This is a genomic window from Streptomyces nymphaeiformis, assembly GCF_014203895.1.
GTDB lineage: Bacteria > Actinomycetota > Actinomycetes > Streptomycetales > Streptomycetaceae > Streptomyces > Streptomyces nymphaeiformis.
This window is the reverse complement of the sequence record NZ_JACHJY010000001.1, coordinates 360,792-373,885: the sequence shown is the minus strand read 5'-3', so window position 1 is coordinate 373,885 and position 13,094 is coordinate 360,792. Positions and strand designations below refer to the sequence as shown.

The window sequence follows — 13,094 nt, the reverse complement described above, 5'->3', positions numbered from 1 at the left end:
ATGTCCCAGAAGCCGAAGCCGTCGCACGGACTCGCCGCCTGCCCTGGCTGCGCGGAGCCGCTGGAGTCGGGTGACCGGTTCTGCGGGGCGTGCGGCTACGACCTGTCGGCCGTGCCCGCCGCCGAGGGCGGTGCCGACCGCCCGACCGTGGCGATCGTGACCTGGCCGGACGCCCCGCCCCGCGATCCAGGCTCGCTCTCGACCATGACCCAGCACCCGGGCGACCTCCCGGGCACCGACTCCGGCGGCCGCGACCTGCCGACGATGGAGGTCCGCACGGACGGCCCGGCCCCGGCGGAGAGCGGGGCGCCCGCCCCGGCACCCGGCGGGCCCCCGGCGCCCGCGCCCCACGCCGTCGGATCCCCCACGCCCGACGGCGACTTCGAGCTGGCCGCGCCCGATCCCCGTACGGCCGTACGGGCCGACCCGGCCCCGGAGCCGGCCGCCGCGGCGCCCACGGCCCCCGCCGCCGCCCCCTCCGCCGCGCTCTGCGTGGCCTGCCGGGCCGGGCGGGTGGACACCGACGGGTACTGCGAGAACTGCGGGCACGCCCAGCCGCACGAGCGCGACCACACGGAGCGGGAGCTCTCCGGCGTCGCCGCCGTCAGCGACCGCGGGCTGCGCCACCACCGCAACGAGGACGCGTTCGCCGTCGCGTCGACCACCCTGCCCGACGGCTCCCCCGCCACCCTCGCGATCGTCTGCGACGGCGTCTCCTCGGCGACCCGCCCCGACGAGGCCTCCGCCGCCGCGGCCGAGGCCGCCGGCGCCTCGCTGCTCGCCGCGCTGCCCCGGGGCGCGCACCCGCAGCAGGCGATGCACGAGGCGATCGTGGCCGCCGCCGAGGCCGTCAACTCCCTTGCGGAGGAGCCCGGCCAGGACGGCGCGGAGCACGACCCGCACCGCCACCGCAACGCTCCGGCCTGCACCATCGTCGGCTCCGTCGTCGCCTCGGGCCTGCTCGTCGTGGGCTGGGTCGGCGACAGCCGCGCCTACTGGGTGCCGGACGACCGCAGCGCCCCGCCGGCCCGGCTCACCGAGGACGACTCGTGGGCGGCGCAGATGGTCGCGGCGGGCCTGATGAACGAGGCCGAGGCGTACGCGGACGAGCGCGCCCACGCGATCACCGGCTGGCTCGGCGCCGACTCGTACGAACTGGACCCGCACACGGCCGCGTTCAAGCCGGACCGTTCCGGTGTGGTGGTGGTCTGCACGGACGGCCTGTGGAACTATGCCGAGGCCGCGGAGGACATGGCCCGGGTCGTCCCGGCGGACGCCGCGGACCGGCTGCTGCACGGCGCCCAGGTCCTGGTCGGCCACGCCCTGGACGGCGGAGGCCACGACAACATCACGGTCGCGCTCGTCCCGTTCACCGTCACGCCGCAAGGGGCAGGATCCGCCTGAGAGCGGTCGCCGATCCCCGTCCCCTTCACCGTTGTTGCGTCTGTCGCGTAGGAGCCGAAAACAGATGGCGAACTTCTCCAAGTCGACCGTGCCCCAGTTCTCGGTGGACGTCTACCAGAACGAGTTCCTGCCGGAGGGCGGCCGGGACGTCAGCGCGATCGTCACGGTCACCTCGACCGGGGGCGGCACCACCGGCGGGTTCGCGGGCGGCGGACCGGCCGGTGTCGTGATCATGGTCGACTGCTCCGGCTCGATGGACTACCCCGCGACCAAGATGCGCGGCGCCCGGGAGGCGACCGCCGCCGCCGTCGACACCCTGCGCGACGGCACGCACTTCGCCGTCGTCGCCGGGACGCACGTCGCGAAGGAGGTCTACCCGGGGAACGGCGGCCTCGCCGTCGCCGACGCCCGGACCCGAGCCGAGGCCAAGGAGGCGCTGCGCCGGCTCTCCGCGGGCGGCGGCACGGCGATCGGCACCTGGCTGCGCCTCGCGGACCGGCTGCTCTCCTCCACCGCGCTCACCATCCGGCACGGCATCCTGCTCACCGACGGCCGCAACGAGCACGAGTCGCCGGAGGAGCTGCGGGCCGCGCTCGACGCCTGCGCGGGCCGGTTCACCTGCGACGCGCGCGGGGTCGGCACCGACTGGGAGGTCAAGGAGGTCACCGGGATCGCCTCGGCGCTCCTCGGCACCGCCGACATCGTCGCCGACCCGGCCGGGCTCGCCGCCGACTTCACGGCGATGATGGAGCACGCGATGGGCAAGGGCGTGGCGGACGTCGCGCTGCGCCTGTGGACCCCGGTCGGGGTCGAGATCATGTTCGTGAAGCAGGTGGCGCCGGCCGTCGAGGACCTGACCGGGCGGCGCACCGAGGTCGGACCGCGCGCCGGGGACTACCCGACGGGCTCGTGGGGCGACGAGTCCCGCGACTACCACGTGAGCGTGCGGGTCCCGCAGGCCTCGGTCGGCCAGGAGATGCTGGCCGCCCGGGTCTCCCTGCTCGCCCCGGACCCGGCGGGCGGCGATCCCCGCCCGCTGTCTCAAGGGCTGGTACGGGCGGTGTGGACGGACGACCTCGCGATGTCGACGTCGATCAACCCGCAGGTCGCGCACTACACGGGCCAGGCCGAGCTGGCGGACGTCATCCAGCAGGGCCTGGACGCCCGCAAATCGGGCGATCGTGACGGTGCGACGGCCAAACTGGGCCGTGCCGTGCAGCTGGCGGCGGCCTCCGGCAACGCGGATACCGCGAAACTGCTTTCGAAGGTGGTCGACGTCGTCGACGCGGCGACCGGTACTGTGCGTTTGAAGGCGAAGGTCGCGGAAGCGGACGAGATGACACTCGAGACCCGCTCCACCAAGACCGTTCGCGTCAAGAGGTAGCCCGGCCACCGGGCCGGACGACGAGAGGGGGAAGCACCGACATGCCGACCTGCCCGAACGGACACCAGTCGGTCTCCGACGACTGGTGCGAGGTCTGCGGCCATCGCATGGCCGGGGCGGGTGCGCCGACGGGTGCCGTACCGCCGCCTCCCCCGCCGCCGCCCCCCGCGTACGGATACCCGGGCCCCTCGGGCCCCGGCCAGCCCGGTCCGGGCCGGCCTCCCATGGGCCCGCCGCCGGGTGCTCCGGGCGGCTTCGGTCCCGGAGGGCCTGGAGGCCCCGGAGGCCCGGGTGCTCCCGGCGCCCCTGCCGCCCCCGGTGGTTTCGGCCCCGGTGGCGACCCGAACGCCACCGCCCAGGCGGAGCTGTGCCCGCAGTGCCGTACGCCGCGCGAGCCCATGGCGCCGTTCTGCGAGGAGTGCCGCTGGAACTTCCTCACGAACACGGCCACCTCGTACACGCCGCTGGCCCCGCACAACGCCCCGCACAACCCCCCGCCGCCGCAGCCCGGGCCGCCGCCCGGCCTGAACCTGCCGCCGGGCTTCCAGTCCCCGCCGCCCGGGCCGCCGCAGCAGCAGCCCCCGCAGCAGCCGGACCCGTTCGGCTACCAGGGCTCGCGGCCCTCGCAGGTGAACCGGCCGGCCGAGCCGCTGGGCGCCGAGCCCACGCACCACCAGGCCCCGCCGCAGCGCCCGGCGCAGCAGCAGCCGCCGGCCCCGCCCGCGTACGTCCAGGCCCCGGCCCAGGCCCCCGCGCCGCCGCAGCCGCGCGCGGACGACGACTGGGTCCTGTCGCCGCCGTCGCAGCACCAGCCGCCCCAGGCGCCGCCCGCCCCGCCGCAGCAGCACCAGGCACCGCAGGCACCGCCGCACCAGGGGCCCCCGCCGCACCAGGCACCGCCGCCGCCTCCGCAGCAGCACCAGCCCCCGCAGCCTCCGCCGCACCAGGGGCCTCCGCCGCACCAGGGGCAGCAGCCTCCTCAGCAGTTCCAGCCGCCGAGGCCGCAGCAGCCGCTGGCCTGGACCGCGGTCATCGGTCCCGACCGTGAGTACTTCATGGCGATGATGCAGCGCAGCGGCCCGGAGGCGACGGGCCTGAACCTGCCCGCGTACTCGCCGGACAAGCACGTGCCCCTCCAGGGCAACCAGGTCTCCATCGGGCGCCGCCGGCACTCCACCGGCGAGTCCCCCGACATCGACCTGTCGGTGCCGCCGGAGGACCCGGGCGTCTCGCACCAGCACGCCGTGCTCGTGCAGCAGCCGGACGGCTCGTGGGCGGTGGTGGACCAGAACTCCACCAACGGCACCACGGTCAACGGCGGCGAGGAGCCGATCCAGCCCTACGTCCCGATCCAGCTCCAGGACGGCGACCGTGTGCACGTCGGCGCCTGGACCACGATCACGATCCGGCTCTCCTGACCGTCAGGCGGTCCCCGGCAGGGGCCAGGCGTACGGCCCTCCGGGGTCGTCCAGCCAGGCCCACTGCCGCCCGCCGCTGACCGTCACCCCGAAGCGCTCCCGCCCCGGCCGCCGCTCGCGCAGCCAGAGCGAGAGCGCTTCGCGCCGGTCGAGGGTCCCGCCGACCAGGCCCCACAGGAAGAGGAAGCGCTCGTGCCCGGAAGGACCCGGGTACGGGTTGTCCCGCTCCGGGGTCTGGGCGGCGACGCCCCGGAGCGCCACGAAGTACGCGGAGGTCGCGAGGAACCGTCCCTCCGCGTGCTCGGCGTCGCGCACCCGCAGCAGGATCAGCCCGGTGGAGAGCGGGGCGAGCACGAGCGCGCCGGGCCGGCACTGGGCGAGCCAGGGGTACGGCACGGAGGGCACCGCGCAGGTCGCGACGATCCGGTCGTACGGGGCGCGCTCGGGGCAGCCGCGGGCGCCGTCGGCGGCGAGCACCGCGGGCCGGTACCCGGCGGCGGCGAGATGGGTCCGGGCGGACTCGGCGATCTCCTCGTCCAGGTCGACGGTGGTGACGTGCTCCTCGCCGAGGCGGTGGCAGAGCAGGGCCGCGTGGTAGCCGCTGCCCGCGCCGATCTCCAGGACGTCGTGCCCGTCGCGTACGTCCAGGGCGTCGAGCATCAGGGCCATCAGGGAGGGCTGGCTGGCGGAGGAGACCAGTTCCCCGTCCCGTATCCGGGTGGCGATCGCCGTGTCCGCGTACGCCCCGCGCAGCCAGCGGTCCCGCCGCTCCGGCTCGGGGGCGCCGGACCAGAGCCGCTCGTAGCCGCCGGCCGCGGAGACGTAGTAGTACGGGACGAAGAGGTGGCGCGGCACCTCGGCGAAGGCCGCCCGCCAGGCGGGGTCGGCGAGCAGGCCGTCCGCCTCGATCTCCCGCACGAGCGCGCGCCGCTCCCGCGCGGCGGCCTCGGCGAACTCGTCCATGCCTCCACTCTCCCGCCCTCCGGGGTCCCCGGGCGAGCGGCCGTACGGGCGGTCCTAAGCCTCCGGTCCTCGGCCGGGGCATCTGAGACGATGGAACGGTGAACGAGATTCCCGGGGAAACAGTGCAGGAGCAGACCTTCTACGAGCAGGTCGGCGGCGAGGAGACGTTCCGCCGCCTGGTCCACCGCTTCTACGAGGGCGTCGCGGCCGACCCGCTGCTGCGCCCGATGTACCCCGAGGAGGACCTCGGCCCGGCCGAGGAGCGCCTCGCCCTCTTCCTGATGCAGTACTGGGGCGGTCCCCGCACCTACAGCGACCACCGGGGCCACCCCCGCCTCCGCATGCGCCACGCGCCGTTCACCGTGGACCAGGCCGCGCACGACGCCTGGCTGCGCCACATGCGCGACGCCCTCGACTCCCTCGGCCTCGCGCCGGAGCACGAGAGCGAGCTGTGGCGGTACCTGACGTACGCGGCGGCCTCGATGGTGAACACCGCGCAGTAGAACGGCGCGAACCGGCAGGCCACGGCCCGGTTGCACGGACTGAAACGTTCCGGACACGGAACGCCGATTAACGGTCACGATCCCATCAAGGTCCGCGTGTAAGCGGTTACCAGCGACGCGTGCCCTCTGAAAGCATCCGAGGAAACTTCAGCGGGTCCAGGGGGACGGGTGACGGGGTTCGTATTTCTGCGCGTCAGGGCACACCGGCTGCTGCTCGCGGCGGCACTGCTCGCCGTGCTCCTGACGACCTCGGTGCTCGCCACCCTCGCCGCCTTCTCCGGCGCGATCGGGGACGCCGCGCTCCAGGCCGGACTGCGCGGCCGGTCCGCGGCCGCCGCCTCGCTGCGCGTCACCGGGCAGGTGCCGGCCCCGAAGCGGGACAGCGCCGAGGCCGCCGTCCAGGAAGGGGCGCGGAAGACCTTCGCCGGGCTTCCGGTGACCGTCAGCCGGCTCGAACGCTCCGGGCCGTACGCGCTGCCCCGCTCGCTCCAGCCGGCCGCCGCCCGCAAGGGCGACCCCGACCTGACGCACTTCGCCGCCCTCGACCGCTCGCGGCTCTCGCTCGTCAAAGGCGCCTGGCCCTCACCCGCCCGGGCCGGGGGCGTGGTCGAGACGGCGCTGCCCGAGGAGGCCGCCCGGCGCCTCAAGGTCTCCCCCGGCACCGTGCTCGACCTCACCGACCGGCTCACCGACCGGAAGGTGAAGGCCCGGATCACCGGCGTCTACCGGCCCGTCGACACCGCCGACCTGTACTGGCAGATGGACCCGGCGGGCGGCCGGGGCGTGCGGACCGTCGCGTTCACGACGTACGGGCCGCTGTTCGTCGACCCGGCCGTCCTCGGCTCCGGGGCGCTGAGCCGCGGCGACACCAACTGGCTCGGCTCCGCCGACTTCACCGGCCTCACCACGGACCGGATGGACGCCCTGCGGACCGCGGCGACCGAGGCCCCGAAGGCGCTGGCCGGCGCGACCGACGCGTTCGGGACGACGATCTCCGTGTCGACCGCGCTGCCGACCGTCCTGGACCAGACCCGGCGGGCGCTGCTCGTCTCCCGCTCCACCCTCCTGATCGTCGCCGTGCAGCTGGTGCTGCTCGCCGCGTACGCGCTGCTGCTCGTCGCCCGGCTGCTCAGCACCGAGCGCTCCGGCGAGACGGCCCTGCTGCGGGCCCGCGGCGGTTCGCGGCGCCGGATCGCCGGACTCGCCGCCGCCGAGGCGCTGCTGCTCGCGCTGCCCGCCGCGGTCGTCGCCCCGCTCCTCTCCGGCCCGCTGACCCGGCTCTTCGCCGACCGGTCCGCGCTCTCCTCGCTCGGCGTGCACCTCGACACCTCGCCCTCGCTCACGGTGTGGCTGGTCGCCGCCGTGGTCGCCCTGTGCTGCGCGGCGGCCGTCGTCGCCCCCGCGCTCGCCGCCGGGGACGGCTCCGTCGTCTCGCTGCGCAAGGGCCGCTCGGCATCGCTGCCCGGCCCGGTGCGCGCCGGCGCCGACCTCGGTCTCCTGGCCATCGCCGCCGTCGCGTACTGGCAGCTCCAGCGCCCCTCCTCCGCGGGCGGCACCCTCGGCGCCGACGAGGCCGGCGGCGGCTCCGTCGACCCGGTGCTCGTCGCCGCGCCCGCCCTCGCGCTGCTCGCCGGCACCGTCCTGACGCTGCGTCTGCTGCCGCCCGCCGCCAAGCTGGCCGAGCGGCGCGCGGCCGGCGGGCGCGGACTCTCCGCCGCCCTCGCGGGCTGGCAGTTCAGCCGCCGGCCGCTGCGCGGCGCGGGCCCCGTCCTCCTCCTCGTCCTCGCCGTGGCGATGGGCATGCTGGCCATCGGGCAGAGCGGCTCCTGGGAGCGCTCGCAGCGCGACCAGGCCGACTTCCGCGTCGGTACGGACATCCGGGTGCTGAGCGCCGGGCCCGGCGAGCCGACGCAGACCGAACGGCTCGCCGCCATCCCGGGCGTCCGGGCCGTGGCGCCGGTGCACCGGGCCTCCATGGACGTGTCCGGGAAGAACGCCGCCGTCCTCGCCGTCGACACCCGCAACGCCGGCGGACTGCTGCTGCGCCCCGACCTCTCGGGCGTCCCCGCCCCCTCGCTGCTCGCCCCGCTCACCCCCGAGTCCGGCACCGGGATCGGACTCCCGCTGCCCGCCGGGACCCGCACCCTCACCGTCGACCTGCGGACCGGCGCACCCGCCGGCACGCCCGAGACGCAGGTCGGGGCCGTCCTCCAGGACCCGACCGGCATCCCGTACCGGCACAACGTGGGAACGCTGCCCTCGGACAACCGCACGCACCGGCTGAGCCTCGACCTCGGCGCCATGACAGCCGTGCCCGGCTCCGACGGCAGCCGGGGCTCCGGCGGCCTCCTCACCCTCGTCGGTCTGGAGTTCACCGGCGCGGTCGCCGACGACGCGAACCACACCCAGACCCTCCGCATCGAGCGCTTCACCACGATCGGGGCCGACGGCGCCACGAAGACGCACGACCCCGCGCGGGTCCTCACCCCCTGGGCCTCCGCCTTCGAACTGGCCAGCGGCAACGAGGGGAAGACCGGCGGCACCGCGATCGGACGCGCCGGCGCCGCGGGACCCGGCGGCCGTCCGGCCCCGTACTCCGTCTCGTTCTCCGTCACGGGCACGCCCACCGACAAGCCCTACATCGGGCCCTCGGACTTCACCCTGCAGATGAACGCCCCCGCCCCGAAGGCCCCGAAGCGGCTCTCGGCCGTGGCCACCGAGACCTTCATGGCGGCGGCCGGAGCCAAGCCCGGCGACCTGATCGAGGTCGACCTCGGCGGCGAGCAGATCGACGTCACCGTCGACCGGGTGGTCGAGGAGCTGCCGACCACCGGACCCGGCGCCCGCACCGCCTCCGCCGCCGGTGCCGTCACCACCCCCGAGGACGGCGGCGCGATCCTCCTCGACCTGGCCGCGGTCAACCAGTACCTCGCGTCCGTCTCCGACGGACTCTCGACCCTGCCGCCCGGCGAGTGGTGGCTGACCGTCGCCCCCGGCCACATGGACGAGGTCGCGAAGGCCCTGCGCGCCCGCTCCGAGGCGGACCCCGGCCAGGTCCTCGTACGGGACGAGGTCGCCGCCGAACTCCTCGGCGACCCGCTCGGCGCGGGCCCCAACGCCGCCCTGATGGCGGTCGCGGCGGCGGCCGCCGCGCTCGCCGCCGTCGGCTTCGGCGTCGGCTCGGCCGGCGCGATGCGGGAACGGTCCGCCGAGTTCGGCGTGCTGCGGGCGCTCGGCGCGCCGCAGCGCAAGCTGGCCCGGCTGATCGCCGCCGAACAGGGGCTGCTCATCGGCATCGGCCTGCTCGTCGGCATCGGGCTAGGCACCGTCCTGGCCCGGGCCGTCGTCCCGCTCGTCGTCCTCACCGGCCAGGCGGCCCGGCCCGTCCCCCCGGTCCTCGTCGAACTGCCCCTCGGCCAGGTGGCGCTGCTGCTCGCCGGCGTCGCCGCGCTGCCGCTGGCCATCGTCGCCGCGATCGCCCTGCGCCGCACGGACCCGGTCGTGACCCTGCGCCACCAGGGGGAGAACTGATGGCGCCCACGGCCCCGGGAGGGGACGGCGACCGCGCCGACATGCCCGGCACGGGCCGGGCCCCCGACAACAGCTCCGACGTGCCCGCCGTACGCAGGAAGGCCCCCGACATGCCCCGGTCCCGGTCCGACAAGCCCGCCCGCGCGGTGGCGCCCTGGGTGCGGACCCGGCTGCGGACCGCGCCCTGGGCCGCCGCCGCCCTCGCCCTGCTCGTCCTGGTCACCGCGTACCTCGCGGCCGCGCTGCCGCGCGCCGTCGACCGGTACGAGACGGAGGGGCTCCGGCACGCCATGGAGACCGCCACTCCCCGTACCTCCGTCCTCGAACTGACCTCCCCGGTCCCCGTGGGCGGCGACGCCGGTCTCGCCCCCGACCTCCTCCGGGGAGAGAGCGACGAGGTGCGGGACCTGTTCCCGGCGCCGATCCTCACCGACCCGGAGCAGACCGTCCACGGCGTCCGCACGGTCGAGCGGGTCACGGGCGTCGACCCATGGCTGCCGAAGCCCGACGGGCTTCCCCCCAAGCTCGTGCTCTCCGCCCCGTCCGGTCTCACCGATCACGCGACGCTGCGGAAGGGCCGCCTGGCCGCGGGCACCGCCGACGCCCCCGAGGCCGTCGTCACCGTGAAGACCGCCGAGTCCCTGCACCTGAAGCCCGGCTCCGTCGTGCACGTGCCGAGCAGGCTCGGCCCGGAGGACGTCGCCGTGACGATCACCGGGATCGTCGAGCCCCGCGCACCCCGGTCCCCGTACTGGTCGGTCGAGCCGCTGCTGCGCACCCCGGCGCTCGCCGCGATCGTCGGCAGGGAGCTGAAGTACTACTGGCAGGGGGCGCTGCTCCTCTCCCCCGCCTCCGCGCCCGCCGCGCTCTCCGCGACGAACGACGTGGAGGTCTTCTTCCGGTACATGCCGAAGACCGGGCACCTCACCGGCCGGGACACCGACCGGCTCCAGGCCGCGCTCGGCTCGGCGAAGGGCGGCCCCGACCTGGTCAAGATGCGCAAGGCCGTCAAGGGCAACGCCACCCTCACCACCCAGCTCGACGCGATCATCGACGCGAACCGCTCGATGCGCGAGGCCATCAACCCGGTCGTGGCCGTCGCCGTCTTCGGGATCGGCACGGTCGCCGCGGTCGTCCTCGCCATGACCGGCGGCCTCTTCGTCGCCCGCCGCGACAGCGAGCTCTCGCTGCTCCGCTCCCGTGGCGCCTCCCTCACCGGCATCGGCCTGCGACTGCTCGGCGAGACCTCGGCCGTCGCCGTACCGGCCGCCGCGCTCGCCCTCGGGCTCGCGGTCCTGACCGTCCGGCCGCCCGGCGCCGAGGCCGGCGACATCCCCCTCGGCCCGTCCGTCCTCGGCGCCGCGCTCGTCGCCCTGATCGCGATGCTCGTCCTGCCCGTGCGGGCGGTCGTCCTGCACCGGCGCCCGCGCCTGCACGGCGGCCGCGACGACCTGCTCACCGCCCGCCCCTCCCGGCGCCGCACCGTCCTCGAACTCACCCTGCTCGTCCTCACCGTCGGCGCCGTCGCCTCGCTGCGGCTGCGCGGCACCGCCGACTCCGGCGACCACCTGGTGAGCGCCGCCCCGGTGCTCGTCGGCCTGATCGCCGCCATGGTCCTCGTACGGATCTACCCGCTGCCCCTGCGGTGGCTGGCCCGCCCGGCCCGCCGGCTGCGCGGGGCCGTCGGACCGCTGGCCCTGGCCAGGGCCGGACGCGCCTCCTCCTCGGGCACCCTCCCGCTGCTCGCCCTCGTCCTCGCGCTGTCCACGGCCGCCTTCGGCGGCTCCGTCCTCGCTGGCGTCGCGGACGCCCGCGACCGGGCGGCGCTCCTGGCGACCGGCGCGGACGCCCGGATCGGCAGCTCGGTCCAGTGGACCCCGCTGCCCGCCGGGCTCACCGAGACGGTGCGCGGTCTGAAGGGGGTACGGGACGTGACGCCCGTGCAGATCGAGTACGGGGTCGAGGTGCCGTCCTACCAGGGCACCGCCGCGCCGCCGATGAGCGCGCCGATCGTGGGCGTCGAGCCCGCCTCGTACACCCGGCTCGCGAACCGGACCGGTTTCGGGCCCTTCCCCGCCGAGCTGCTCGCCACGACGGGCAAGGGCGGCAAGGGCGCCGCCGCGGACACCGAGCGGGTGCTGCCCGCGATCGCCTCGCCCGCGATCGCCGAGCGGCTCGGCAAGGAACCGATGGGGATCGTCACGGCCGCCGGCGTCTTCCGGGTGAAGGTGGTCGCCGTCCGCTCCACCACCCCGGCCCTGGACGACGCCGACTTCCTCCTCGTCAACGGCGCCGACCTCACCTACCGGGCGGACACCGAACTCTTCGTCAGCGGGCCGGTGGACGGGGCCGCGCTGCGCGCCGCCGTCAAGGCGAAGTCGGGCTCCCTCGGCGTCTCGATGCGCAGCGAGGCGCGGGCCACGTACGTGGACTCCCCGCTCCAGTCCGGCGCCGAGCGGATCTACCTGGGCGCGATCGGCGCGGGCGCCGCCTTCGCCGTGGTCGCCGTGCTGCTCTCGCTGCTGCAGAGCGCACCGGAGCGGAACACGCTCCTCGCGCGGCTGCGGACGATGGGCCTCACCCGCAAGCAGGCACGGCGGCTGCTCGGCCTGGAGGCGCTGCCGCAGGCCGTCCTCGCGGCGCTCGGCGGCATCCTCGTCGGCTGGGCGACGGTGCCGCTGCTCGCCCCGGGCATCGACCTGGTCCGCCTCGCGCTCGCCGCGGCACCCGGCTTCGCCCCGCTGGACAGTGCCCCGCTGCGGGCGGACCCCTGGTCGCTCGTCCTGCCCGCGCTCGCCGTCGTCGTCCTGACGGGGCTCGCGGCGCTCGGGCAGGCGTGGTGGGCGGGGCGCAGGAGCTCGATCAAGGAACTCAGGGCAGGAGACGCACGATGACGAAGACCGACACGGCCCTTTCCGACACGACCCTGGAAGAGCTGGAGCGGCGCGCCACCGCCCACCGCGACCGGCCCTCGTACGGTCATGACGCGCTCATCGCCTGCGACCGCCTGGTCCGCATCTTCACCACCGACGGGGTGGAGGTGCAGGCGCTCCAGGGGCTCGACCTCCTGGTGAAGGAGGGCGAGTTGATGGCCCTGGTCGGCGCCTCCGGTTCCGGCAAGTCGACGCTGATGAACATCCTCGCGGGCCTGGACGTGCCGACCGCCGGCGCGGCCCGGGTCGCGGGCTGCGACCTGCTCGGGATGGACGGCAGGGCGCGGCTGCGCTACCGCCGCGAGGTCGTCGGCTTCGTCTGGCAGCAGACCGCCCGCAACCTCCTCCCGTACCTGACGGCCGCTCAGAACGTGGCGCTGCCCATGCAGTTGCGCGGGCGGTCGAAGCAGAAGGCGGAGCGGGCCGAGGAGCTGCTCGCGATGCTGGGCATCGCGGAGATCCGCGACCGGCGGCCGCACCAGCTCTCCGGCGGCCAGCAGCAGCGGGTCGCCATCGCCGTCGCGCTCGCCAACAACCCGGCCGTGCTCCTCGCCGACGAGCCGACGGGCGAGCTGGACTCGGCCACCGGCGAGCAGGTCTTCGCGGCCTTCCGCCGCGCCAACGAGGAGCTCGGCACGACGATCGTGATCGTCACCCACGACCAGGCGGTCGCCTCCGAGGTCCGCCGCACGGTCGCCATCCGCGACGGCCGCACCTCCTCGGAGGTGCTGCGCCGCACGGAGGTCGACGAGCAGGGCCAGGAGTCGCTGGTGGCCAGGGAGTACGCGATGCTCGACCGCGCGGGCCGCCTCCAGCTGCCGGCGGAGTACACCCAGGCCCTCGGCATGGAGCACCGGGTGGCCCTGGAGCTGGAGCAGGACCACATCGGGGTGTGGCCGGACGACGTGGAGGGCTGAGGCCGGCTGCCGGGGCGGAGGCCGGGTGCCGGGGCCGAGGC

The 13,094-nt window shown here is 75.9% G+C and carries 8 protein-coding genes; 7 read left to right on the top strand and 1 reads right to left on the bottom strand.

Going from position 1 to position 13,094, the window contains the following annotated elements; translation table 11 throughout:
* From GGE06_RS01590 to GGE06_RS01580, 3 genes are all read left to right on the top strand, one after another.
* Positions 1–1,404, top strand: coding sequence for a PP2C family protein-serine/threonine phosphatase (locus GGE06_RS01590; RefSeq protein ID WP_184929857.1), 1,404 nt, complete (start codon positions 1–3; stop codon positions 1,402–1,404).
* Between the two features lie 64 nt (positions 1,405–1,468).
* Complete coding sequence (locus GGE06_RS01585) at positions 1,469–2,788, top strand: vWA domain-containing protein (RefSeq protein ID WP_116160961.1); 1,320 nt, start codon at positions 1,469–1,471, stop codon at positions 2,786–2,788.
* 41 nt (positions 2,789–2,829) lie between these two features.
* A complete protein-coding gene (locus GGE06_RS01580) occupies positions 2,830–4,206 on the top strand; it encodes an FHA domain-containing protein (protein WP_184929856.1) in 1,377 nt (458 codons plus the stop codon).
* A gap of 3 nt (positions 4,207–4,209) precedes the next feature.
* Here GGE06_RS01580 and GGE06_RS01575 read toward each other — a convergent pair whose 3' ends face one another.
* Entirely contained in the window at positions 4,210–5,169 is a 960-nt protein-coding gene (locus GGE06_RS01575) for a methyltransferase domain-containing protein (RefSeq protein ID WP_116160959.1), read from the bottom strand.
* Positions 5,170–5,267: 98 nt separating this feature from the next.
* On the opposite strand from GGE06_RS01575, the gene GGE06_RS01570 reads away from it, so the two are divergent.
* The 4 genes from GGE06_RS01570 to GGE06_RS01555 all read left to right on the top strand — a co-directional run bounded on the left by GGE06_RS01570 (position 5,268) and on the right by GGE06_RS01555 (position 13,053).
* Entirely contained in the window at positions 5,268–5,672 is a 405-nt protein-coding gene (locus GGE06_RS01570; RefSeq protein ID WP_116160958.1) for a globin, read from the top strand.
* Positions 5,673–5,840: 168 nt separating this feature from the next.
* Positions 5,841–9,203, top strand: a complete 3,363-nt coding sequence (locus GGE06_RS01565) for an FtsX-like permease family protein (protein ID WP_184929855.1) — start codon at positions 5,841–5,843, stop codon at positions 9,201–9,203.
* Positions 9,204–9,313: 110 nt separating this feature from the next.
* Positions 9,314–12,097 carry an FtsX-like permease family protein gene (locus GGE06_RS01560; RefSeq protein WP_184930163.1) on the top strand — a complete coding sequence of 928 codons (2,784 nt, stop codon included), beginning with the start codon at positions 9,314–9,316 and terminating at the stop codon, positions 12,095–12,097.
* Positions 12,094–13,053 carry an ABC transporter ATP-binding protein gene (locus GGE06_RS01555; RefSeq protein ID WP_116160956.1) on the top strand — a complete coding sequence of 320 codons (960 nt, stop codon included), beginning with the start codon at positions 12,094–12,096 and terminating at the stop codon, positions 13,051–13,053. Before GGE06_RS01560 ends, GGE06_RS01555 begins: the two co-directional genes overlap by 4 nt.
* Positions 13,054–13,094: the final 41 nt, after the last annotated feature.